Below are 24,466 nucleotides of genomic sequence, written 5' to 3'. Positions count from 1 at the left end.
ATCGCGGGGGGCTACGGTCCGCTGTGTCGGTGAACGGTTTCGCCGTCATCGCCCACCTGTCGTCGAGGAGGGCGTAGTCGTCGTGTCTCGTGTGGGTTGTCGAGTGATCCGTTGAGTCGCAACCAGGTTCATGCGAAGCCCTCCCAGCGAATGGGAGAGGCTCACCCCTTGACTAGTCATCTGATACACACCAAACTCTGATTACTCCAGCACATCTGGAGACTTGTCGGCCGACATGGTGAGATCTAAGCGAATCGAGGGTTCGGGTTATGACGACGAGTATCGCGGCCGTGTCGGCTGAAACCGAAGTGCCTGCTGCAGATTTCGACACGACACATCTCAAGGAGAACCTGCGCTGGGGCCACTTGTTTTGGCCAGGTGCCACGGCGTTGACCGAGGAGCAGATCGACGATCGAGTAGCCCGCTACCAGCGGTCACTCGAGCGCTTCCGGACCAGCGGCATGCAGGGCAACTACCTGCCCGACGATCTGGAGGTGGACTCGGCATGGCATGCACACCAGTGTGATCCGGTCGGGTACGCGGAGTTCTGCACCCAGTATTTCGGCGGCATTCTCGCTCACACGGTTACGCTTTGTGTCTGCAAGTTGGTCGATCTCGACAAGAAGTGATCCGCGCTTCGTGGTAGCTGTTCGGCGTAGCTCCCCTGCCAGGGAGCTACGCCCCCGGCGGCGACATTCCGTCCGGTGGCGGCCGGAGAGTTCGCTGAACGCGTGGACCAACCGCACCTTTTTCGACAGCCACGAATTGCAGTACGGCCAAACAGCTTTTGAGGAAGCAAGCAGTGAAGATTTCGATCGAGCCGCCGACTAGCCCGACCTCGGGCGTGCGTCACGCTCCATTATCGGAACCGTCCGCCCCGCTCGACGTGATGGGTCACGCTGTCGGCGCGGCGGTGGAGAAGATCGTCCCGGAGGACCGTGGCGCAATCCTGCCGTTATGTCGTGGCTCATCTCGGGTCACAGACTCTTCCGGCCGGTCATGATGGCCGCTTCCGGACACATCACACAAGAAAACTGGGCAGATGAATTCTTCGACGAAGGTTTCCGCGAAACATTCGCCATCCTAGGTAGCTACGATCACACCGAGAGTGAGATCGAGGCGATTGTCGCCTTGCTCCGATTGCCCCTCGGAGCGCGGATACTCGACGTCCCTTGCGGCTTCGGCCGTCACGCCGGCCCGCTCAGTCGGCGCGGCTATCGCGTAGTCGGTGTAGATAACTCGCCGAGACAGCTCGACGACGCCCGCCGTCGATATCCTGACGGCGTCTTTGTCCTGACAGATATGCGAACGCCACCCGCAGGTCCATACGACGCAATTCTGAACCTGTGGACCAGCTTCGGTTTCTTCGACACCCGTGAGGAAGACTTCGCCGCCCTGGCAGCCTGGGCCGATGTTCTCGTGCCCGGGGGCAAACTCGTCATGGATATCGATACTCTCGAATGCTTCGAGAATCGTGTACGCAGCGGCAGCGAATTGATCAGTACACAGGTCGTTCAACGATCCGATCTCGTTGGTCGCGCTCGATATGATTGGACCACCCAGGAACTCAACCTCCACTGGAAGCGCCCTGGATGGTCCCGCCAGGGTCGGCTCCACATGTACTCCCGGCCACAACTCGAGACAGCGATCTACGAAGCCGGATTCGGCCACGTGACATTCGCGGGCGACTTTCGTGGCCGTCCGGTGGACCTGGACAGCAGAACCGTCATTGTCGCAACCAAGTAGCGGGCAACCTTTCGAAAACACGGGCGAATCGTGATGTTCAGGGAGGTTGTACCAGCCGACCCCGTCGGCCGTGCGGAGTTCGATGTCGGCAAGCCTAGTCAACACGGGCCGCGCTGGAACGGGATTCGTCACGGACCGCTTCGGCCCTGTGGAGCCCTATCGTGGTCTCGGTGAGGACATTGTCGTAGGCATCACCGACCGGACCCAATCGAGGGCAGTGAGTCTGAAAAGAATAGTGTTTCAGAGCGTTTCGCTGCCATATTTTGCGACCCCGGGCAGCCGAGCGATGGATCGCATCGCTGACCGGGTGGGCTTCACCGCGAACCGAGCCCGATACTCGGCGGATGAATCCACGGATCACCCCTGTCACGGAATACTCGCCCGCGCTGAGAAAAACGGGGCCGCCGACAGGATCTCGATCGCCCATTCCTGTCCAAGTTCGGCGATCTTTCGCCGCTGCTCGCGGTGATCGGCGACCGCCAGACGATGAAGACCGTGACATGGTCCCAGCTCAGTGGCTGCCGCTCCGATATTGGTGCGTAGATCAAATTGGCTGTACTGGTGTGGAACCTACTTGCAGCCGCGCTGTTCGGAGACTTCTCCGAATGGTCGCCGGGGTCGAACCATTCAGCTACTGAACGTCCGCTGCTGGTGGGTGTCGGTGGGCACCGGCTGACGATGCCCACAGCCTGGCGGATCGCCTACTTCTTCTCCACGGTCCTGGCGAGCAGGCCGAGCGAGGCCCGCAGCACGGATTCGGGAAGAATCGGGAAGATTCCCATTTCGCGGTAGGTCGTTGGGATCTGACTCCAGTCGTAGTACGACGTCACCAAGGTGCCGATCTCGCTGGGCTCCACGCGGTAGCCGTAGCGGTGTTCGACCGGCGCCTGGGTCTCTCGCGAGACTGTCCACTCGAGATGGGCGTCCTGTTCGAATGCGGTGATGGTCACCGTGACGTCGTACTTACCCATCAGGGGAAAGTCATTGAGCGATTCACGGTCCATATGCACGACGAATTCATCCCCGACGGCGGTGATGGCTTCGCCTTCTGCGGACTGCAGCATGCCCGTGCTGTCGATCGACACATGCCCTTCGGGTGAGCACAGGAGAGTAAAGATCTCGGCCGGCTGTGCCGCGATCTCCCGTCGGACTTCGAACCGTTCTTCAGTCATGGATCCATCCTCGCATAATCGTCGCGCGGACGCCGATGCAAGAACGCTTCGGTGATCGCCCCGAGCGAGGAGCGAGGGATGTCCGTGGCGTGCAAACTTGGTCAGAATAGACTTGCGTACAACGTAATTCGCTCAACATCACCGCCTTCAGCTCCATAGTTCGGATACAACCCCCGCAAACCGGCGGATAATCCGCTGTGGTGTCGTGCGAAGTGCTTTGGAGCGAATATCGCAGCCGCGCAAAGGCTTTGCCCTGTCGAGCTACAGGCGAGTCTCGTTCATAACTTCGATCTCGCTTCCGTGGTGCAGGGAACCGCGCTCGATCGGACTCGCCTTGTCGAGGCGGGCGAGTTGCGAGGCGGTAGGCCGGCCGCCAGATCAGCGATTGCCCGCATGCGCGACACCTGCCAGGCCGGGGCGTTGGAGATCGCGACACAAAATCCCGCCCTGCGGGACGAGATCGTCCATGTCACGCAGTATTTCTCGATCAATGTCGTGAAGTCCCGTGCCCGCCAGCAGCGCAGATCGATGTTGTCCGCATTCGGCTGCCGGAGACTGGCTTCCACCGCACCGTGCATGCTGATGCGGTGAGCGCCCCCGGAATTCGGGTCCGGGGTCGGTGCACTGTCGTGTAGTCCGTTGCGGGCACCAGCCTGTCACGGACCTCCACCGAACCTGTGGCAGCCGCTTCGGGCCGGGTCAGACCTTGCCGTATCTGAGTTCACGTTTCAGGATCTCGCCGCTGCCTGCCTTGGGGAGATCACCGACGAACTCGACGATCCTCGGGCGCTTATAACGGGCAAGCCGACCCTCGAGCCAGCCGAGCAGCTCCGCCTCGTCGAGCTCCTGACCGCGGCGCAGCACCACGACCGCTTTCACGGTCTCACCCCAGTGCGGGTGGGGTACGCCGACGACAGCAGCTTCGAGCACCGCCGGGTGCGCGCCGATCGCGTTCTCGACCTCGACCGAGTACACGTTCTCTCCGCCCAAGATGATCATGTCCTTGAGCCGGTCGTGGACGTAGAGGAATCCGTCGTTGTCGATCATCCCGATATCGCCGGTACGGAACCAGCCGTCGGTGGATATCGCGGCCGCGGTCTCCACAGGTTTGTTCCAATATCCTATGGTCAGTTGCGGCGTCCGCAGCCAGATCTCGCCGTCCTCACCGGTGCCGACGTCGCGACCGGTGGAAATATCGACGATCCGGCACTCGCAGTTGGGCAGGATGCGGCCGACGCTACCCGGATGCTGGTCGACCTCCCCCCGGCGGAGGATCGGCGCGACCACCACCCCGGCACAGGTTTCGGTCAAGCCGTAACCCTGCGAAAAGCCGGTCTGCGGCAGCATCTCCATCGCCTGATCGATCAGCGAGCTGCTCGAGGGCGCGGAGCCGTAGATGATCACCTCGAGACTGGACAGGTCGAATGTCTCGGCGGCGTTCTCGGCAATCATGCTGGCCAGCAGGGTCGGCACCACGCTGGTGTGGGTGACACCTCGGTCCTCGACGGCGTTGGCGATCTCGGCGACCGAGGTCCCCGACGGGATGACCACCTCACCTCCCAGGTGCACGCAGCACATCACCGAACTCATCCCGCTCATACGAAACAGCGGCAGGCAGACCATGTACCTCATCTCCGGGTTCAGCGCCCAGGCTGCCGCCGCCTGCTGGGCCATCTCCCGCAGATTTCGCTCGACCAGTTGAATGCCCTTGGGCTCGCCGGTGGTGCCGGTCGTGTAGGCCAGTAGCACGACGGACTCTTCGGTTTGATCGACATCCGGTGCGTAGTCGGAATCCCCTGCGGCATACCAGCGCTCGAAGTCGGAGCCTTCGGGCCCATCCAGCAGGACCACCGGGCGCCCTGGGTCCAGCCCCGATACCAACTCCCGCTCGGCGAACAGCAGGGATGGGTCGCAGTCCGCCAAAACAGCCCGGAGTTCGCCCGCCGTCAGCCGCCAGTTCAGACCGACCAGCACAATACCGGCCCAGGAGGCGGCGTAGACGAGCTGGACGTAGGCCAAGTCGTTGTGCGCGAGCACCGCCATCCGGTCTCCCCGGCGTAGACCGGCAGCGTGCAGCCGGTCCGCGATTCGCGCCACGTCCTCGGCGAACTCCGCATAGGTCTGCGACCCCGCAGGCGCGCTGATCGCGCGGCATCCGGCGCGGTCCCTGGCATGCCCGGCCAACAGGCCGGCCAACGTCGGGGGGTGTGGGATGGTCATCGGCGTCTCCCTAGATCCTGGGCCGCGACCGCAGCCATCTGCCCGGCGTACCGGATGGTCGATGTCCCCATGCGTGCCAGATCACGGCCAGCGCTTCGATCTCTTCTGCATTCATATCTCTCGCTGGCCGAAACCGTGCAGGCACTGATGCACGGGCTTCGGAAAAGGCGACCATCGCACAGGTGCCCACTGTCCCGCGATCAGTCGCGAGACCCGAAGATGCTGTCGGGGATCGTATCCAGGACACAATCGAGTTGTCACGCGATTCGAAAGGACGCTTGTTCCTTGGGTTGAATCACCCCGGACTTGATGTGCACTTGGAGGTCCGTGCACACATCCGTCCGGTACACGGTCCCGAACATAACAAGATCGACGCGAACACGATCATCCAGCGGATAGGCTGGCAACACCTACGCGCTCACCGTCCTCCTCGAGTATTTGTTGCAGGAGTGTCGATCTCGGCATGCACCAGTGTGTGGCGATGTCATGGGGTTGCGGCTGTGGCCGGCTGCGGGAGCCACAGTGTTGGCACCAGCGGCGGCGTGGTGTGGCTTGGTGGTCGTCCGTCATGGCGCGATGTGGAAGCCGCATTAGGCGCGGGCTGCTCAGGAGTGGGCGCGTTTTCAGTGGGCATAGAGCCGGTGGCAGGCAGCGGTGGCCGATCACGAGCGGCGCGAGCATGCGCGGGTGGTGTCGGCATCGGCGCGGTCCCTGTGCAGCCTGTGCGGAGGTGCTCGCAGGCGCATGTGTCCGGCGGCACGTCTGACTCCTGGTCGAATATGAGTACAACACTGGAACTTTCGCTCTTCTCGGCAGGGATCGGATGCTGCCTCTGAATTCCTCCGAGCGGACGGTCGCGAGGGATATGGCAGCCATGGCGGGTGTGTGTGGCCGCGCAGTGCGGGTGGATCCTGTTTCCCGTCGACGGAGTGGTCGGCGTCAAAGGTCTTCCGCAACTGAGGCGGGGGAATTGGTGGCCGAGGTGTTGCCATGACAGTTGGTGTGCGCGCGGACGTGGCGGGTGCGCGGGCTGTGGTGGCGGAGGCGCCGGAGGGATTGTGCTCCTCTTTGGCGGTTCCGCGCTCGTTCGAGCCTGTGGTGGCTGGATTGGAGGTGGTAATTCGCCGGCAGGGGGCAGTGACCGATCTTGTCGACCGGATCGTCGGTTCACACGCCGAGTCCATCTCGCCAACGTGCGTCGAGACGATGATCTGACGTCGGGACGCTCGACCGCACGTATCGGATGAGCCCATGTCGTAACTTGGGGATGCAGGTGCGCCTCGGGCTCCTCGATGAGGACAGTCGCGTGGAACAGATCCGGCCAGAACGAGTCCTGCTGCTCCTCGGCCAGCTCGTCGGCCTTCGCGATGCGTTGCCGAGCCGCGTCGGCTGCCTCCGCTTCGGCCAACTCCCGTTCCTGCGCGCCGCGCTGCGGCGTCTGTTCCTGGCTAGCTTCGGCATCCCCTGCGCCTGTTGGAGCACCTGGAGCGGGAGACGGCGGAGCGGCCGGCGACTTCGACGGATCCGCGATTCGAGCGAGCCCTCCGAAGCGCCGGCCCAAGCACCGACGCTTCCGGCTGCTGCAGCTGCGGGAACCGCTCTGCATGCGCCCACCGACGGTGTCACTCCGTGATGGCTACTCCACCCTTGACCGCGGAGCCTCCCTCGTCGAAGGTTGACGCCAAGGATTGCTTGCGGGACCGTTCTACTGACGGGGCCGGATGATGATCGCCGCGCGCCTGTACCAGAAACTGGCGGTGTTCCCTTCGTTGCCCGTGTAACCCTCGATTTCCGACGCGAACGGCTCCAGCGTCGACTTCGATGCGCCCGTACACAACTCCTCATCCCAAACCTCGCGCACAGCGGGCTCGCCGGCCGCCCCTGACCGGTCGATCAGCCACGTCAATGTTGTGGACGACCCGCGCAGTTCGCCGAGATCTTCCGATCCCGGGACCAAAGGAAGGTTGGACAACACCGGAAGGCTCGCGGGGTCATCGGGTACCGGCTCCGCCATTTCCCCGTCCTCATCGAAGTCCACGTCAGCGCTTTCGACGCATTTCCACCCGTCCTCGACGCGCTCCCAACGCTGACGATAGATCAGCATCCACGAGGTGTAGTCCTCCTCGTAGGAGTCTTCGACCTCCGCGAGCGCAAGCGACGTGTCAAATCCCGCGATGTCGGCCGCCGCGAGCATCATCCCAGCACGGGCAGTATCACCGCCCTTGAGCTGATCCCACCCGAATCCGTGCTGGGAATACTGATGATCCAGCAGGTAGACGAGTTGACGAGGTGGGCGTATCGCCGGCTTGCCGTGCGATCGCCACGTCGGCAATTCGATCGGTGTGGTGAAATGCTCGCGTAATTGCTCGGTCAGTAACGCGACCGACGGATGCGGGGCGAAAGCGGCGGCGTCCGGGCTGGTACGCCCCTTGGCCACCAGGTTGTAGGTCAGCGTGATCCGGAAACCGTCGGTGACCGGCAGCACCTCGTGCTCGCAGTCGCCATAGAACGCGACGAAGGACAGTTCCTCCGGCGAACCCCGGTCGGTGACCTTCGTCCCCTGCTGCTCGATCACCAGTTCCCCGCCGGTGAACGCCGAAGGCAGAGTCACCACCAACGTACCGATCATCCCGTCGGCCTTCTCCGAATCCTGATGGCGCTGAAAGAATTGTCCCGTCTCATACACCAGCATCGAATGCAGTTCCGCCGACAACTCGCAGTCCGGCGCCAGACCTAGCTCGGCCCGCAGTACGTCCAGCATGGGCAGCAACGTCTCGCGCCACTGCCGCTCGTCGACCGTTACCTGGTCCCGCGGAACCTCCCAGGTGTCGCGCACATTCGCGTCCAAAAGGGTCTGCTCGCGCAGCCCGTACCGCGCCGGCCCCGCGACCTCGCACAGTCGCCGCGCCTGGGCCGGCGTCACCGGCAACCGGATCGGTCCCACCCCATCGACATCAATCACCAGGTTCTCCGCCGAGCCCGTCCGACGCGCAGCAAATGAACCTGCCGGCGGCACCGAACCCATGAGCTCGCCGATCACCCGTAAAGTCCTGTCCGTCATGCACTTCTCCGATGTTCGACAACGTTCGCGGGCATCCTCTCAGGGCCCACCGACGATTTAGCCCACGATGCCGCACCGCCGCAACATCGGGGACTGTGAGTCGGCCGGGCCTCGGGCCGGTCTACGCCGGGCGCAGGTAAGCCATTACCGCACTACATAGGCTTGGCTAGTGCGCTAATTCCGGCTCACGAACCCACTAGCTGGTTGCGCCGATAACTGGTCGGCACGGCCGGCGTGCTGGTCGAGTGTCCCAGCGGTAGCGGGTCCATGCTTTGCGAATCAGGCTGCGCACGATGATGATCGCATCGGCGAGATCGAAGAACGCGTCGATTATCACCGCGCGGCGCTGGTAGCAGCGTGGGAGGCGGTTGAACCCGGTGCGCCAAAAGTAGTGCGTTCCACATACCAGCGCCTGCTGGCTTGGACGGCGCTGTCTCGCCTATGTGAGCGATCCGTCCACGTTCGGCGAGTTCGTCGCGAGTTGTGCCGGAGTCGTAGTCGCGGTCCAGATGCACGGTGACTTCGCCGAAGTGTGCCGATGTCGCTCGTATATGGGCTTCCACCTCCCGTACCGCACAAGCAGGTCTTGCCGCGGGACACCCGTGCGCTCGCGGAGATAGATGCCGTTCACCACACGCCGGTGGTCCCTCCACTGCACGCGATGTCCGCCGTTCATCGGCAGGTGGGGCGGCCTGCCGCGGGTAGGGCCGCGGCTGGGTACCCTCGCCTGCTGTGAACGGGACTACCGCCGATCGAGAACTCGTTTCGTGGCTCGGTACGCCCGAAACAGAGCCCGGGTGGTGCGGATACAAGATCGACTCTCGATCTGACGCGGTGTGGCTGCTGCATGCGATGTACGAGCACGATTCGGGCGCAACGGAACTCACCTACCACCAGCAGCGGCAGCATCGACTGGCCGGCGGACTCGAGGAACCGACGATAATCCCCGGCATCGACCTCGACGCCGAGACGATCGTGATCGGCAATGGATTGGGCCGCTCCGGGCACCCCGGCCCGGACTGGAACAGGCTGCGCTGGAGCGAACTCGCGACTCGACTCGACTCGCCGGCGGTCGACGAGGGCCAATACCCCAGTTACCGCAGTCTGTCCGGCGCACACCCGAACCGCAGCTGGCCGGTGCGCATCCGCCCGCCTGCTGAGGGGTCCCTCGATCGGGAGTCGTGGACCACGCTGATCGATATTCTGATCGCCTGGCCCCCGGGCGGTGCGGATACCCCGTGCGTGGCCTATTTCGGCCCGGCGGTCAGTGGTGAGTTCGACACCGGAGTAACGGTCACGGGTACCCTCGGTGACGCTGCGGACCTCTACGACCATCCCAGCGGGGTCGGTTCACCCTCGAATCTGTGGGCCGCCGACCGATCATGGATCACCTGGTCGGATTGGGACCTCTGTGGTACCAAGGTGGCCGGCCCGACCGACCTGATCGAGGCGCTCCAGGCAGCGCGGGACCTCGAAGCGGTACGCCTGGACTGGTGCTGACCGGCTCGACAGTATCGAGAGCCGAGGTTGCGGGCAATAGACGCGGAGGGACAATCAGCCCATGACGGGTATCCCGCAGTTCATCGATGGCGCGCGTGTGCTCGCAGCGGCGGATATCCGTGACGTCGTGCCTACCGGAAGGACACGGCACGAGGGCGGCGGGCACGCTCTCAACGACTTCGCAGGACTGACGATCGCGCGGTACGACGCCGATCGTGGCGTGTACCTGTTCTACTGCGATGCGGACTGGAACGTCATCACCGACACCTACCATGATGAATTCGGCGGAGCGCTCGACCAAGCCGCGTACGAGTTCGGCCCGATCGAATTCGTCGAACTCCCGCTCGCCTGATTACAGCGGCCATCGACTGATCGGCGATCTGTGACGTGGCACTCGACGGCTCGGATGGGTCGGAAGGTGTCTTAGCGAAATCTGACGTCGCCACCTTGCTCGACGTCCGCCCTTTGCGGTGTCTGTGCCGAGCTCGGATCCGAGTACTTGCGGGCTAGCGTTGGCCAATCGTGCCAGCATTTGTCACAGCCCTGTGCGCGACAGTGCATCCAACCCCGCATATCTCGTCCGGCTCCCACACCGTGTGCTCCCCGATGGGATGCGGACACAGATCGCACACAGCCGGAAGTTCCCACTGCTCGACGAGGTCGCCCATAGCACTCATTTCTCCAAGGAAGGCACCCACCTCGGGTTCCTGGCGGTGAAGGTAGGCCTCCGACGCCCCCGCGCAGCCGGAATTCACCCAGACTGCCGCGATCGGATTCGCGGAGTTCGGCCATACCGGGAAGGCCGACCAGCCCGCATACTCGCATATGGAATCAGCTGGTGACGGATAGCGCGAGAGCAGGACGCGACGAACCGGTCTTCCAACTCGTATCCAGCCCGATACGAACACTCGTCACTGATCCTGACCAGCAACCTGCCGTTCTCCCGCCGGGGAGGCGCGGTCAGCGACCACGTCGCTGCCGCCGCGATGATCGACCGGATCGTCGACCACGCCGTGGTCTTCACTCGGAAAGGCAACAGCTATCGACTGAGGAACACCGAATCGACACACTGCCCAGCCACCGCAACGACGGCACGGCAGACCAACCAACAACCACCCAGTGGCCGATTTTCGAAGAGCGCAACCGCCCCGGAATTGGAACAGCGCTGACCGCAGGTTCGAATCCTGTCAGCCCGCTCACGCCCCTCGCGCCTCGAACTGACCAGGAATCACTCGTCTGCACCAAGGTCGTAGGAACAGGTCAGCGAGCATCGCCGGAAACGCTGGGCGGGGATGTTCTCCCTCGTCCACCCAGCGTCGCGGCGCGCCATCGCCCATGCCGACGACACCGTCGACACGGTCCTGACAAAGGTCCGGTTCTGGTGCCACTGGGGACAAACCGCGATGAACGCTCGCCGGATCACGATGTGCAACCGTCTGCTCGACGGGTCCAGCGGCAAGCTCACCACCCGTGAGCGGGCGGTCATCACGACATGCTCGCAGGACACCGCGCTCCGGGACATCAACGAAAGCTCGACCTGGGCGCTTTACAGCGGTCGGGCGCCGGTATCCGCGGTGCGTCCTACAAGTTGGTTCAGCCATGATGCCCGAGAACAGAGCCTCCCGACGAGCCCCGGCCTCGATACCCCGTGCCGATCCTGCGTCAAGATTTCCGGCACCAGATCAGCGTCGTTCACGTTGCGGTGCAACAATGAACCGGACATTGATGGTGTCTCCGACCGGACCACCACGAACCGGATCGAGCAACGCGGCCTCTGATCTACGAATATGGCGGCCATTTCGTGCTTGGAAGGGTGATCGATGTGTCGCTGACAACTGGTGACCAACTCGCCGACAGCATCCAACACTTCCGCCGGCGCGCCGGGCTCAACCAGCGTGCCGCAGCGGAACTCGCGGGGTTGAGCGTCGGCGGACTGCGTGATATCGAACAGGGCCGAGTCGTCCGCCCGCGCGCTTCCACGCTGCGCAGGCTCGCCGACGCATTCGGACTGTCTCATTACGAGTTCGATGATTTGGTACGCCAGGCGAACAATGAACACCGCCAAGCGGGCGGGCTGAGGGTAGAAATACTAGGATCGCTGCAAGTATCGGTGGACGGCAGTCTGATCGATCCGGGGTCGGAGGCCCAGCACGTACTGTTGGGATTGCTCGCGCTGACACCTAATGTCTCCGTGACTCGCGGCGCATTGCTCGATGCGCTCTGGGATGTGCGGCCCGCTTACGGCACGGCGAACCTGTTGCAGTCGAGGGTCTCCCGACTTCGGCGGCGCCTGCAGCCGAGCATCATCGATGATTACGGATCACAGCCGATTCCGGTGACTCGCAGTGGCTACCAGCTTTCCGTGACCGAGCATCAGCACGACTTGCTAATATTCCGTCGGCTCGTCACCCGCGCACGGCAGACCCGCGATGAGAGGGACCTCAGTGCGGCGTGCGGTCTGTTCGCCGAAGCCATCGCGCTGTGGCGCGGCGATCCGCTCGACGGCATCGTCGCGTTACAGACACACCCGATTGTGTTGGCACTCATCCGCGAATACCGAGCCGTTGTGGTCGAATATGCCTCCGTTGCCGCGGATTTGGGGTCATACCAGGAGGTACTTCCGTTATTGCAACAGGTGGCCGACGCCGATCCCCTACACGAAGCCATCCATGCGGCGTTGATGATCGCGCTCGCGGGTAGCGGGCAGCAGGCTGCCGCGCTCAACGTCTTCGACACTCTGCGGCGACGCTTGGCATCGGAACTCGGCGTCGATCCCAAGCCCGAACTCGCTGCCGCCTATCAGCGTGTGTTGCGGCAGGAAGTAAGCCAGCCCGATTTCGCGCCGGTAAGCGCGCATCACCAATTGCCGCCGCATATCGCCGACTTCATCGGCCGAATGGATGAGCTTCAGCAACTGTTGGACGTATCTTCCGCCCACAGCGCCGACACCTCGGCACCTGTCTTCGTGATCGAAGGGATGGCTGGTATCGGGAAGACGCGGCTCGCAGTGCATGCCGCGCACCGGCTGCGAAGAGAGGGCCGTTACGGTGACGGCCAGCTCTACGTGGACCTACACGGGCACGCCGCTCAGCCACCCGCGGACCCCTCGTCGGTCCTGGCGACGTTCCTTCGGCAGCTGGGAGTGCCGGGAGAACAGATTCCGCCCGGCTCGGCCGAGCGAGCCGCCATGTACCGGGATCGGTTGTACGGCAGAAGCACCTTGATAATTCTGGACAACGCCGCGTTCGAGGACCAAGTGCTGCCACTCTTGCCTGCCGGTCCTACCAATATGGTACTGATCACCAGCCGGCGAACATTCGCATTGGACGGCGCCAGAACACTGCTCCTGTCGACATTCACACCTGCCGAGGCGGAGGAGATGCTGATACTGGCGGTGGGCGCGAAGCGGATTCAGGCCGAACCGGACGCCACCCGCTGCTTGGTGGAGCTGTGCGGCCGTCTCCCGCTGGCATTGGCGATTGCCGCACACCGCCTGCAATCCCGGCCGACGTGGACAGTCGCGGATCTCGCCGAACAACTCGAGGACACCGGGGGGCTACTCAACGAACTCGCCGTCGGAAGCAGGCGATTGTGGTCGGCGTTCGATCTGTCCTATCGATCGCTCAGCGCGGATGAGCAACGGACGTTTCGATTTCTGGGCCTGCTGGCCCGCGACCGCTTCATCACCGACTACGTTGCCACACTGATGCGGCTCCCCCCCTCGCGTACTCGGCTGCTCCTGGACCGGCTGGCAGACGAAAATCTGGTCACCGTCGTGAGCAGGAATCACTATCGGCTGCATCGTCTGCTCAGGGATTATGCGTGCGCGCTCGCACGAAACGAGGAGCCCCGATCCGAAACCGCGTCCTGAAGAACGGCCGCTGGTTTCGTACCGACCGGGCACGCCGCCGCTGAAATCTCGCCGGCGGCAGGTCAGGCGGCGGCCCGCCCGAGCCCGCGAATCGTCCAGCCAGCAGCGCGCCAGGTATCCAGTGACAGCACGTTGCGCCCGTCGAGAATGCGTGGGTGGCTCACGGTCTTGGCGAGTTCCGCCGGATCCAGTTCCCGGTATTCCTTCCACTCGGTCAAATGAAGCACGATGTCGGCATCCTCACACGCTTTGGTCACCTCGCGGGCGTAGTCGAGTCCAGGAAACACCGCGCGCGCGTTGTCGAGCGCCTCGGGGTCGTGCACTCGAACCTGGCCGCCGCGCAGCTGAATCGCTGCCGCCACGTTGAGCGCCGGCGAATCCCGAACATCGTCGCTGTCCGGTTTGAACGCAGCACCCAGCACAGCGACGTTGCACCCGAGGAACGAGCCACCGACCAGCTGCCGGGCCACCTCGACCACGTGTTCGCGGCGCCGCATGTTGATCTCGTCGACCTCTTTCAGGAAACCCAATGACGCACCAACACCCAGTTCTTTGGCGCGGGCCGTGAATGCACGGATATCCTTCGGCAAGCAACCACCGCCGAACCCGAGTCCCGCGGACAGGAATCGGCGTCCGATGCGGTCGTCATGACCGATCGCATCGGCGAGCGTGACGACATCCGCACCGGCTGCCTCACACACATCGGCGATCGCATTGATGAACGAGATCTTGGTCGCCAGAAAAGCATTCGCCGAGACCTTGACCAACTCCGCGGTGGCCAGATCCGTGGAGATGTACGGGATCCCCTGTTCCAGTATCGGCGCGTAGACCGAACGAAGGATCGCGTCGGCCTCAGCCGATTGGACGCCGACTACCAGTCGGTCCGGCCTCAGCGTGTCCTCCACCGCGAATCCTTCCCGAAGGAATTCCGGGTTCCAGGCCACCTCGACCTCGGCGGGTGCGAGCCGAGCCACCCGGATCGCCAGCGCGGCGGCGGTCCCGACCGGCACGGTGGACTTGCCGACAATCAAGGTCTCCCGGTCAAGATGGGGCGCCAACCCGTCGATCACGGCGTTCACATGCCGCAGGTCCGCCGCATATGACCCCCACTCCTGCGGGGTGCCGACGCAAACGAAATGGACTTCGCCGAACTCGGCGGCTTCGACCAGCGATGTCGTGAATCGCAGCTTGCCGGAGGTGACGTTGCGCTCCAACACCTCGGAAAGGCCGGGTTCGAAGAATGGCGCTCGGCCCGCGGCAAGCACTTCGATCTTGCCGGCATCGAGGTCGACACCGAGTACTTCATGACCGATGTCGGCCATGCAGGCGGCATGGACCGCTCCCAGATATCCTGTTCCGATCACAGTAATCCGCATGTCGTTCTCCTGAATGGAAAATCGGGGTGTTGGACAACCCGTCGTAGCCGTTGGTTGAGCCGTTGAAACCGTCACGCATTATTTGCATATAACGGCCATATATCGGTGGTTCGTCAACCTCATTTCCGCTCGACCCGGCTCACGTCAGCGATGAGGCGCGCGCCACGTCATCGGGGCGTCGATCCACGATCCGATAAAAAGTTTCTTTGCCTTTCTACATTTACTTCTGAACCATAAACAGGGCAATCCCCGCGGCCACGGGAAGAATTGTGAGTGCAGCTATCGCCAGCGGGGCGGCCACATTCTCGATAGCACGGCGAAAGTTCACTCCAGCCACCTTGACCGTTTCCGCAGCATGCAGCAGACACACCGCGAACGTCACCGCGATGAAGACCGCCGCCCCCGATAGTGAAAGGAAGACGTAACTCGCTGTCACACTGGAGAACTCGCCGATGAGCGCGGCAGCGGCCAACATTGTTCCGATCGCGGCGTAAGGTGCGATCAGTCTGACCGGAAGCGGTTCGAGTCCGCCTGCCTCCTTGGGAGTCACCTTGATCGTGATGGGGCCGGGCCGGATCAGTTGCACGGCAGCCGCACCCACTCCCCAGGCGATGAACGGCCATCTGGTCAGGCGATACAACCAGTTCTCCCAACTCAGAATCGGTGTATCGATCGGTCGGAGCAATCCGGCTCTCCGCAACACCGCAGTGAGCGCGACGAGCCAGAGCGAATTGGCCACCCAGTACAGGAGCGCCAGAACGGGGTTGACGGCGAACCACTTCGCCCCGGTGACGGCACTGATCGCCAGGACCGCTACGCCGCACCCGATGGCCACGATCAACGCGGAGTGAAAAAGCATCGCGTACAGATACCGCAACCGCAACCGCCAATTGAGGCGGCCGAAATGTAGTGGCACCACCCGCAACAACAGGGCGGTCAGGCTTCGTGTCCATTGAAATTCTTGGACGAGCATCGCCGAAAACGTCAGTGGCCCATTTCCATGTGTGCCGGCAGCAATGGCGAATGCGCCGCGCCAACCCACTGATTCGAGCAGGAACCCGGTCGAGAAGTCTTCCAGGTGCTCTGGACCGATTCCGCCGATCTCGGCGAGGGCCTGTGTTCTGATCGCCCACAGGGAGCCGATGGGGATAGGCGCCAGTCCGCGGTTGTGCCCGAGTTGAACAGGACCGTGGAAGTACGCTTCGCGATGCACCCGTCCGCGGACCGACCACGAACTCGACGCGTTGCGGTCGCAATTATTCGGTGCCGCAACATAGCCGATGGCGGGATCGCCGAACGGTCGGACCATCTCGGCCAGCGTGGTCGAGTCCGGCACATGATCGCAGTCGACGTGAACTGCGACGTCATAATTCTCGTACCCCACGTGATCGTAGAAGTACGCGAGGTTGCCCTCCTTGCCCCGAGTACGGCGGGGCCAGGAGTCACAGTGGTAAGCCTCGACACCGAATCGACTGGATACCCGGACACCGTGCGCCGCACACCAATCGGTCACCTCGGTGGTCGGCTGCTCGTCACATAGCCACACGTCGTAGGGATACGGAAACTCTTGCGCCAGCATCGACGACAGCGTTGTCCGTGCGACGGCCCACGGCTCCGACGGCGCACGGGTGACGACGAACGCAACCCGAAGCCTGGGCACCGGCAATCGCCGATCGACTTGCCACAGCCGGTTCGCCGCCGCGAGATAGGGCAGCGGCTCACACGACAAGTACAGCGGTACCACGCTGCCGACCAGGAGCCCGAGCCATCCCATCCGGTTTTCCGGACGCAGCCACCACCACCAGAAAGCCAGAACGCCGGCCAGCCAACCGACAGTCAGACAGGCGACGAGTATGCGCTCCGGGAGCCGCAGCGCAGGCACGAAAGTTTTCCGGCCGAAAGTCCGTTGCGGTTTCGGGCTGCGATCGAATATCGGTCCGCGCGAGGAAATATCGATGACGTTGCCATCGGATAGTCGTTGGACCGCCTCAGTGCGGTCTCGACCACCGGAGTCCCGGTGAGCCCGGGTCTGTGACTGTGTCGAATCGAGTGGGTTCACAGCTGTTCCTGGTATTCCGGCAACAGGTTGTCGCACTGTCCGCCGGCAACGGCGGCGGCGGCCGCGGCGACCTCCTCCGGCCTGGACCGGAACCACTCCACTGTGCGGCGCAAACCGTCCTCGATGTCGACTCGCGGCGACCAGCCGAGGGCCGTGAGCGCCTTGGTGATGTCCGGGCGACGTCGAGTCGGGTCGTCGGTCGGTAGCGGGTGGTACTCGATGGGCGATTGGGCGCCGGTGATCGCCAAGACCAGTTCGGCGAGTTCGGCCACGGTACGTTCATTCGGGTTGCCCAGGTTGACCGGACCCGGCTCGGACGAGTCGATCATGGCGACGATGCCGCGGATGAGATCCTCGACATAGCAGAAGCTTCGGGTTTGACTCCCGTCGCCGTAGATGGTCAGCGGGTCACCATTCAGAGCCTGCGTGATAAAGCTGGTCACCACCCTGCCATCATGGGGACGCATCCGAGGACCGTAAGTATTGAAGATCCGCATCACACCGGTATCGACGCCCAGAGTTCGTCGGTAGGCCGCGGTAATCGCCTCGGCGAACCGTTTGGCTTCGTCGTACACGCTGCGTGGGCCGATCGGATTGACGTTGCCCCAATACTCTTCACGCTGCGGATGCACCAGTGGGTCACCGTAGACTTCACTCGTCGATGCCAACACGAAGCGAGCTCCGTGTCGGTGCGCCGCCCGTAGCGCGTTCTCCGTCCCACGGCTGCCGACCGCAAGCGTCTCGAGTGGAAGCCGATGATAGTCGGGTGGTGAGGCCGGGCTGGCCAGATGCACAACCGCGGAAACCTCGCCCTCGACGTCGAGTCCGGCGCTGACATCGGCCTCGTGGAATTCGAATGAAGGATTTGCGAGCAAATACTCGACATTGGATTTGCTGCCGGTCGACAGGTCGTCCACACCTATAACCTGATCACCTCGATCGAGGAGAAACACACACAGATGGGAGCCGATAAACCCAGCGGCACCCGTTACCAGAACACGCATCGATCACCTCAGGTACACAGGTTTTGAGTTGGCGTCACATCACCAACTCGATGCGAGAAGAATAAGCCACGACTACACCTCGATGTGCGACACACTGACCGGTTTGGTTCGACTGAAACCCGTACTTTGCCCGCGCTGTCGAACCTTCAACTACTTAAGTGTATCCATCAAGCTGCGCGTTTCTGGCCATCACCAGGCATGGCCGCGATCCCTCTTTGTCAGCGCATGCGTCCAGTATGGCACCAGACCCCGAATAGCAGCGATGACGCGTGGGCCCACCACGCTCGCGGGTAGATGAACGAAGGTTGAAATTCATTGAGCGGCGACTCAGTCGGACTTAATAGCGCATTACAATTACAGACCGGCCAGTTCGAAGATCCCGAGACGTTAGATCGCAGCCACTCGACGACACGCTTGGTGCGCGACCGCGTTACCTGGCTGCACTATGCACAGCAAGGCGCCTTCGGATATTTCCAGTTCGGATTCGGTCCCTCCGTACTCCTCTTCAGACAGGAGGCGGATTTGAGCCGTACTGTCACCGGCCTGTACGGACCTGCGCTTGCGGTCGGCGCGGTGATCGGCGGCGCACTGTTCCCACACTTGACGCGGCGGTTGTCACTGGCTGTCGTACTGTCGATCGCCCTGGGCGGACTGGCCTCCGGCGTGGCGATGTTCTGCCTGACGCCCTCGGTGGTCGGCACCCTTGTCGCTGCCGCAATCGCTATGGGCTTCGGCATCCTTGTGCTGAGCGGAGTGTCAACCGGACTCTCCGACCACCACGGAACGACTTCTGGAGCAGCGATCAGCGAAGCCAACGCGGCCAGCGCGGGCATGGGGATCATCGCCCCATTGCTGATCAACGTCGCAGTGGACGCCGGACTGGCCTGGCGTGCCGCGATGGGCCTTTCGATCGCCTTCGCCTGTGTGCTCGCTATCGTCACCGCACTGACCCACCGACGGTCGATCGCCCAGGTCCGCGTCGTTCCCGATCGACAACATTCGGAAAGCGAGGGCTTGCCGCGGCGATACTGGCTGGCGTGGACTTGCCTGCTGGCCACCGGTTCCGTCGAGGCGGGCCTGATGCTGTGGTCGCCCGAGCAACTCCGAATGCACACCGGAATGGCTGCGGACATGGCTGCCATCGGAGTGTCCGCGGTACTCGGCGGCATGCTGGTCGGCAGGCTTGCGGGAGGATGGGTAGTGGCGCGGATCCCCACCGCACCTTTGATGTTCATCGCACTGGCGATCGCGGCGGCGGGATTCGCAGTGTTCTGGTCCACGGCCGACCCGGAAATCGCCATGGCCGGCCTCATCTGCTGCGGGTTGGGAATCTCGCTGCACTTCCCGCTCGGCGTGGCCCTCACCATGAAGGCATCGAATCGGCAGCCCCAGCTCGCCATGTCACGCAACTCCTACGGAATCGCATTCGGATTCGGGGCCGCACCCTTCCTTCTCGGCGCCCTCGCGGACCAGCTCGGGATTCGTGCGGCATTCGGATTGATACCCCTCTGCCTGCTCGTCGCAGCCCTGTCGGTCGGACAACTGAAGCACCTGGAGCGACGCGACCACCTGTGAGGGGATTCGGTGACCCGCGGGCCAGCGCTCGCATCTGCTCATCGACCCGTGAAGTCAGGCGGCCGGCGCTCCAGCATGCCCGCGACGGCCTCCCGGTGCTCCTCGGCAGATGGGCCCGCACCGCCGCGGCCAGCTCCAGGTGGCTTTCCATCCCCTGGTGCCGGCCGGCCCTCACGCAGTTGGCGCTTGGTCATACGCATCACGTGCGGCGGGTTGGCGCTCACCGAACGGCGAGCCGGTGAGCAACGTCTAGACGAGCGAAATCAGGCACGCCGAGGGCCGCGCACCCCCGACCTGCTGGAAAACAGGCTGACGTGAACCCTCGAACAGCGATCTCGCAAGACGCGAACCAAATACAGATCCAATGGGAAGGGATCCATGCCCAGACTCGCCGCCCTCGATCACCCAGTCGATGCCTGTCGAATTCAGGCCGGGCGACGGCCCGAGCATCGGTTCACACGACAAACCGGATCGCCATCCGGTTTTGCGCAGTTGATTTGCGCGCCAACAGTATTCGTCAGAATCAATCGAGGTCCATGGCCACACGCCGGCAAGGGCGGCCGGACGTCCGAGAGTCGCCGTCGTTCTGGCCTTTGTCAGCCCCCAATCGACTTCAGTCGCTCGGCCGATGCCGTCGCGTAGCAGCGATCGCAACCGACCAGTCCGTCGACGCCGCCGTTGTCGAGTTAGACGTGTGGTTCCGAACCCGGCGCAGGCGATACCGCCGCGATGCTGCGAGCAGCGCGACGCCCAGGACACCGCGAACAGCGCATGCCGCTTGAACCGAGTAGCTGACCACCGGGTCCGCAAACCTGAGCCTGAGCAGCGGCGCAGTTCGACAGATGCAGGAGTATGACGGATACGGGGCCGAGGTGGCTCGGATATCGCCCGGGCGACGACTTGGCGTCTCCACATACTCGGCGCGGTTCGAGCGAGCCGGGTCAGGCCGTTGACTCGCGAGATCCTCGTCGGCGCAGCGACTGCGCCAAAGTTCCAGCCCGGGGCGGCCCACCACACTGAATTCTGTATACCGACTACAGTTGACTATTGTTACTACAGTTGACTCGTGTAGCGTCCGCTCACGCAGTGCGGATCCCGTAAGCCCGATCAGAGAGATGACGATGAAGGAACTCGACCTTCCCGACGTGGCGAGGCTGGGACAGCGCCGTACGACTTCCGACGACGTCGCGGACGCCCTGCGTGAGGCGATACTTCAGGGCCGCTTCGAGGACGGGCAGGAGCTGAACCAGGTCGCCATCGCCAAGCACTACGGAATTTCACGGGTGCCGCTGCGCGAGGCGCTGCGCCAACTCCAGGCGGAGGGCCTGGTCAGCGCGCGCGCCCACCAGCGGACCGTCGTGGTCGGCCTGACCGTCGACCGGGCGTTGGAGATGATCGACATTCGGATCATGTTGGAGTGCTACCTCCTCGAGCGCGCGCTGCCGCACATCACCCCCGAGCGAATCGCCGAGTTGCGCACCATCTGCGACGAGATGGACCACGTTACCGACCATTTCGAGTGGCTGCGGCGCAACCGGGAGTTCCACGACAAGCTGTACGCCCCCTCCGAGGCAAGCTTCGCGCTGGAGATGTCCAGCCAACTCTCCAGTCGTATCGGGCGCTACCTGTACATGTGGAGCGGCTCAGGCGTCGAGCGATCGACCGAAGCCGGCGGAGAGCACCGGCGCATAGTCGACGCCATCGCCCACCGCGACGCACGACGCGCAAAACTCGAGCTGGAATTCCATCTCATGCGCACCCGCGAAAACATCATCAAGCTTTTCGAGACCGAACGCGGAAGCACCTCGGTCACCGCCTGACCGCACAGCAGAATCGTCGCCCGGTCGGCGGGCCACCCACCGCTGCGCGAGCCGACCCGGTGCGATACGACACGGCCGTCGCACCGCACCGCCCTGTCGCCGAACGTGGCATATCCCCTACGCGCAGCTCGCCGCGGTAGCAGGCAATGCTCGACCGAGACGTGGCCAGGCCGAGCCCGGCGAAGCCCCCGGTCGATCCACTCCCGACCAGACGGTCGAACCGGGGCTACCTGCGGACCTCCGGCCCCGCTCCGCACGGGATCCGGTTCAACTCGGCCGGCAAAGAACCGGAAGCAGGCAATGCCCGTGCGCATCCACGTCCGTCACACCAGCGCGCCCGTGCTGACCAGCTGGCGCAATAGTGTATTCACCTGAGAGAATCGCTATCACCTCTCCGTGGCAGCCGCATCTCGACCCACCGATCACCAGGGAAAACCGCGCGTCCGGAAAAGAAAGTCTTGACTGGATTCATGAAGTGGATACAGTATGCACAGCTAGGCTGCCCCATACAGCCAGAGGAGGCCACATGGCAACGAAGCCCACGTCCCCGCCGATCGCGCAGTCACCGACCGCCGAGCTCAACGGCAACGTCGCGAGCGGCGTGATGTCGTATTTGGGCTTCACAGTCCTGCTTCTGCAGGTGGGCATCGTGCCGCAGTTACCCGCAATCGGCCGGCAGCTCCATCTGTCGGTAGGTGACGTGTCCTGGGTACTCACCGCAGAACTTCTGGCGGGCGCTGTCGCGCTGGCGGTGTTCAGCCGTCTTGCCGATCTGTTCGGCAAACGGCGCATCATGGCCGTGTGCCTCGCGGTGGCGCTCGCTGGAGCGGTTCTCGGTGCGCTGACAAAGGACGTCACCGTCCTCTTGATCGCTCGGGCGCTCATGGGCGCCCAGGCGCCGATGCTGGCTTTGCCGGAGGCGCTGGCGAGCGACACGATGCGGCCCGAGAAGGCACGGTTCACCATCACCACGATCCATGCGGGAAACTCCGTCGGGGTTGCCGGCGGGCTCCTCCTCGGTGCGCTCGTCGGCGCGGGTGGCCGGGACTACCACCTCTACTTCTGGGTGGCAGTCGGAACGCTGGCGCTCGGCCTGCTCGCCTTGCTGCTGGTTCGCGAGTCACCGTACCGAGCGACGGGACGAATCGATGTGTCCGGCGCAGTGCTGCTCGCCGTCGGGCTGGTCGGGGTCCTGCTGGGCACGAGCAAGGGGCCCACCTGGGGCTGGGCGTCACCACAAGTCTTGCTGCTGATCATCGGTGGCCTGGCAGTACTCGTCCTGTGGGTGACGGTCCAGCGTCGCGTCGCGAGTCCGCTCGTGGATCTGGCGTTGCTGCGGCGCACCGCGACCCGTACACCCATCATCGTCGTATTCCTGATCGCGTTCGGCATCTACGGCGCGATTTCGGCGGTCGCTCGTTTCTCGCAGACCAATCCGGCCGTCGCCGGGTACGGCTTCGGGTACACGCCGACCGACGGCTGGTTGTTCGCCGTCCCGGTGGCGATCGGCGGTCTGGCGGCGGCGGCGCTGTTGCAACCGCTGGGCAAACGCATCGGATTCGCCGGAGCTGCCGCGGTCAGCGTTGTCTGTTGCACTATCGCCTATTTCACGTTGGCTATCGCGCACAGCACCTTCGAGCCGATGATGGCCAGCCTCGCGGTCTACGCACTCGGCAATACGATGGGTCTGGCCGCATCACAGGTGATTGTCGCCAGGTCCGTGCCGCCCTCGCAGTCCGGCGTCGCGCTCGGACTCACCGCCATCGTTTACGCGGTGGGCAACTCCCTCGGGACGACCGCGGTCGGAGTGTTCTTCGCTTCGAATACGGCTCCGGGCGGCGTGTTCCCCGCTCCGAGCGCCTACTCGTTGTCCTTTGTGGTGTGCGGGGCATGCACGCTCGTCGCCACAGTGTTCGCGTGGCAGGCACACCGCAAAGGAACCGACGCTGCCGCGCCCTCGCCGGTAAGTCAGTAGTTCCGACTCGAACTGGCACGACGCGAATAGCGAAGGAACGTGATCCAGGCACGAGTACGGATACCGCGAGGGCGACGAGCAGCGGGATTCGGCACCTTCAGAGGCGTGGCCTCTGAAGGTGCCGTCGCGTGTGCCGGAAGAACTGGAAGAGACTGCACGGGCCCTATCTGCCGGCGCCGCGGCTGGAGTGCGGCACTCGAGCCGTTCGAGCAAGAACCGATCAGCCACACCCTGCCGCCCTGGGCATCCAGACCTCCAGCCTCAACACCTCGGAACTTATGGAGAACCGATGACATCCCTGCCGGATCTGCCACTGCTACACGCCCTGCGCACCACACCGTCACGGCGCTATCTGTCCGATCGACCCATCCCGACCGACGTACTCTGGGACATCCTCGACACGGCGACCAGGGGACCGTCGGGCGGGAATCGGCAGGCCTGGGGTTGGGTGGTGGTCACCGACCCGGAAATCAAGCGGGTGGTCGCCGACTGGTACCGCGATCACTGGCAACGAACGTACGAGCCGCGGCGAGAAGAACTGTCCCGGGCCAGTTCGTCGAGCCAGGGGTTCGGCGCCGCGTCGTTCCGCGCGATCGAGTACCTCGCCGGACACATCGCGGAAGCCCCAGTCTGGGTGATCCCGGTGCTGCCCGATGCGGCGGCGTCCACGAACCCTCGCCTCGGCGCTTCGATCTACGGGGCTGTCCAGCAACTGGTTCTCGCTGCGCGCGCGTACGGGATCGGCAGCGTGCTCACGACGTTCTACGTCGACCGTGAGCCCGAACTGCGGACCCTGCTCGGCCTGCCGGATCACGCCGTAACGATGGCTTTGCTACCCCTGGGATATCCCTTGCGCGGCCGCTGGGCCGAGCCGCGGCGGCTGCCCGTCGAACAAGTCGTCCACTGGAATGGTTGGGGCCGGCACCGAGACCGGACCGTGCCGTCACGGGAGAAGTAGTCGCCCGCGGCTCGTGCAGCGGCGGGTCGGACTCCGCACCCGTCAGGAGAACAGAGAGACGACGGAGCCGACCTCGAGCGCGCAGTGGTGGGCTCGAACTCTTCGAGACCGAACTATGTGCAGCGGGAG

At 63.7% G+C, this 24,466-nt stretch carries 20 protein-coding genes and 2 pseudogenes; 13 read left to right on the top strand and 9 right to left on the bottom strand.

Translation table 11 applies throughout. The annotated features are described in order from the left end of the window. Positions 1-269: 269 nt before the first annotated feature. On the top strand, positions 270-629 hold the full coding sequence (locus tag AB0C34_RS23485) for a hypothetical protein (protein WP_357076751.1): 360 nt from the start codon (positions 270-272) through the stop codon (positions 627-629). A gap of 328 nt (positions 630-957) precedes the next feature. Further along, positions 958-1,746 carry a class I SAM-dependent methyltransferase gene (locus tag AB0C34_RS23480; protein WP_357076748.1) on the top strand — a complete coding sequence of 263 codons (789 nt, stop codon included), beginning with the start codon at positions 958-960 and terminating at the stop codon, positions 1,744-1,746. A 701-nt stretch (positions 1,747-2,447) separates the two neighbouring features. Here AB0C34_RS23480 and AB0C34_RS23475 read toward each other — a convergent pair. Continuing rightward, positions 2,448-2,918, bottom strand: a complete 471-nt coding sequence (locus AB0C34_RS23475; protein WP_357076745.1) for a polyketide cyclase — start codon at positions 2,916-2,918, stop codon at positions 2,448-2,450. A 303-nt stretch (positions 2,919-3,221) separates the two neighbouring features. Here AB0C34_RS23475 and AB0C34_RS23470 point away from each other — a divergent pair, with 303 nt between their 5' ends. Then, positions 3,222-3,509, top strand: a complete 288-nt coding sequence (locus AB0C34_RS23470; protein WP_357076742.1) for a hypothetical protein — start codon at positions 3,222-3,224, stop codon at positions 3,507-3,509. Positions 3,510-3,617: 108 nt separating this feature from the next. Here the strand turns inward: AB0C34_RS23470 and AB0C34_RS23465 are convergent, their stop codons facing one another. Next, positions 3,618-5,138, bottom strand: coding sequence for a class I adenylate-forming enzyme family protein (locus AB0C34_RS23465; protein WP_357076740.1), 1,521 nt, complete (start codon positions 5,136-5,138; stop codon positions 3,618-3,620). A gap of 990 nt (positions 5,139-6,128) precedes the next feature. On the opposite strand from AB0C34_RS23465, the gene AB0C34_RS23460 reads away from it, so the two are divergent. Beyond that, entirely contained in the window at positions 6,129-6,353 is a 225-nt protein-coding gene (locus AB0C34_RS23460; protein ID WP_357076737.1) for a hypothetical protein, read from the top strand. A gap of 490 nt (positions 6,354-6,843) precedes the next feature. Here AB0C34_RS23460 and AB0C34_RS23455 read toward each other — a convergent pair whose 3' ends face one another. From AB0C34_RS23455 to AB0C34_RS23445, 3 genes and pseudogenes are all read right to left on the bottom strand, one after another. Then, the gene (locus AB0C34_RS23455; RefSeq protein ID WP_357076734.1) at positions 6,844-8,199 is read right to left on the bottom strand and encodes a 2OG-Fe(II) oxygenase; all 1,356 of its coding nucleotides are present in this window, start codon (positions 8,197-8,199) and stop codon (positions 6,844-6,846) included. A gap of 196 nt (positions 8,200-8,395) precedes the next feature. Further along, positions 8,396-8,723 (bottom strand): annotated as a pseudogene (locus AB0C34_RS23450) (IS5/IS1182 family transposase); the annotation flags it as partial. Next, positions 8,723-8,875, bottom strand: a pseudogene (locus tag AB0C34_RS23445) (IS5/IS1182 family transposase); the annotation flags it as partial. The pseudogenes AB0C34_RS23450 and AB0C34_RS23445, both read right to left, overlap by 1 nt. Before the next feature lie 56 nt (positions 8,876-8,931). On the opposite strand from AB0C34_RS23445, the gene AB0C34_RS23440 reads away from it, so the two are divergent. The 5 genes from AB0C34_RS23440 to AB0C34_RS23420 all read left to right on the top strand — a co-directional run bounded on the left by AB0C34_RS23440 (position 8,932) and on the right by AB0C34_RS23420 (position 13,570). After that, the gene (locus tag AB0C34_RS23440; RefSeq protein WP_357076731.1) at positions 8,932-9,699 is read left to right on the top strand and encodes a hypothetical protein; all 768 of its coding nucleotides are present in this window, start codon (positions 8,932-8,934) and stop codon (positions 9,697-9,699) included. A gap of 61 nt (positions 9,700-9,760) precedes the next feature. Next, the gene (locus tag AB0C34_RS23435) at positions 9,761-10,051 is read left to right on the top strand and encodes a hypothetical protein (RefSeq protein ID WP_357076728.1); all 291 of its coding nucleotides are present in this window, start codon (positions 9,761-9,763) and stop codon (positions 10,049-10,051) included. 493 nt (positions 10,052-10,544) lie between these two features. After that, positions 10,545-10,868, top strand: coding sequence for an ATP-binding protein (locus AB0C34_RS23430; protein ID WP_357076860.1), 324 nt, complete (start codon positions 10,545-10,547; stop codon positions 10,866-10,868). 123 nt (positions 10,869-10,991) lie between these two features. Beyond that, positions 10,992-11,477: a hypothetical protein gene (locus tag AB0C34_RS23425; RefSeq protein WP_357076725.1), complete on the top strand. Its 486-nt coding sequence runs from the start codon at positions 10,992-10,994 to the stop codon at positions 11,475-11,477. Positions 11,478-11,521: 44 nt separating this feature from the next. Then, positions 11,522-13,570 (top strand): BTAD domain-containing putative transcriptional regulator, encoded by a 2,049-nt coding sequence (locus AB0C34_RS23420; RefSeq protein WP_357076722.1) that lies wholly within the window; start codon positions 11,522-11,524, stop codon positions 13,568-13,570. Between the two features lie 62 nt (positions 13,571-13,632). On the opposite strand, the gene AB0C34_RS23415 is transcribed toward AB0C34_RS23420, so the two are convergent. The 3 genes from AB0C34_RS23415 to AB0C34_RS23405 form a co-directional block, all read right to left on the bottom strand. Further along, positions 13,633-14,946 carry a UDP-glucose/GDP-mannose dehydrogenase family protein gene (locus tag AB0C34_RS23415; protein WP_357076719.1) on the bottom strand — a complete coding sequence of 438 codons (1,314 nt, stop codon included), beginning with the start codon at positions 14,944-14,946 and terminating at the stop codon, positions 13,633-13,635. Positions 14,947-15,166: 220 nt separating this feature from the next. Then, positions 15,167-16,828, bottom strand: a complete 1,662-nt coding sequence (locus tag AB0C34_RS23410; protein ID WP_357076716.1) for a glycosyltransferase — start codon at positions 16,826-16,828, stop codon at positions 15,167-15,169. A gap of 173 nt (positions 16,829-17,001) precedes the next feature. After that, positions 17,002-18,009 (bottom strand): UDP-glucuronic acid decarboxylase family protein, encoded by a 1,008-nt coding sequence (locus AB0C34_RS23405; protein ID WP_357076714.1) that lies wholly within the window; start codon positions 18,007-18,009, stop codon positions 17,002-17,004. A gap of 417 nt (positions 18,010-18,426) precedes the next feature. On the opposite strand from AB0C34_RS23405, the gene AB0C34_RS23400 reads away from it, so the two are divergent. Beyond that, positions 18,427-19,584 carry an MFS transporter gene (locus tag AB0C34_RS23400; protein WP_357076711.1) on the top strand — a complete coding sequence of 386 codons (1,158 nt, stop codon included), beginning with the start codon at positions 18,427-18,429 and terminating at the stop codon, positions 19,582-19,584. Between the two features lie 249 nt (positions 19,585-19,833). Here the strand turns inward: AB0C34_RS23400 and AB0C34_RS23395 are convergent, their stop codons facing one another. Further along, on the bottom strand, positions 19,834-20,499 hold the full coding sequence (locus AB0C34_RS23395) for a DUF5131 family protein (protein WP_357076708.1): 666 nt from the start codon (positions 20,497-20,499) through the stop codon (positions 19,834-19,836). Positions 20,500-20,699: 200 nt separating this feature from the next. On the opposite strand from AB0C34_RS23395, the gene AB0C34_RS23390 reads away from it, so the two are divergent. The 3 genes from AB0C34_RS23390 to AB0C34_RS23380 all read left to right on the top strand — a co-directional run bounded on the left by AB0C34_RS23390 (position 20,700) and on the right by AB0C34_RS23380 (position 24,337). Beyond that, on the top strand, positions 20,700-21,404 hold the full coding sequence (locus AB0C34_RS23390) for a GntR family transcriptional regulator (RefSeq protein ID WP_357076705.1): 705 nt from the start codon (positions 20,700-20,702) through the stop codon (positions 21,402-21,404). Between the two features lie 526 nt (positions 21,405-21,930). Beyond that, positions 21,931-23,379: an MFS transporter gene (locus tag AB0C34_RS23385; protein WP_357076702.1), complete on the top strand. Its 1,449-nt coding sequence runs from the start codon at positions 21,931-21,933 to the stop codon at positions 23,377-23,379. 289 nt (positions 23,380-23,668) lie between these two features. Then, complete coding sequence (locus AB0C34_RS23380; RefSeq protein ID WP_357076700.1) at positions 23,669-24,337, top strand: nitroreductase family protein; 669 nt, start codon at positions 23,669-23,671, stop codon at positions 24,335-24,337. Positions 24,338-24,466 lie beyond the last annotated feature (129 nt).

Origin of the sequence: Nocardia sp. NPDC049220, assembly GCF_040647855.1 — a bacterium.
GTDB lineage: Bacteria > Actinomycetota > Actinomycetes > Mycobacteriales > Mycobacteriaceae > Nocardia.
This window is presented reverse-complemented; position numbering and strand designations above follow the sequence as displayed.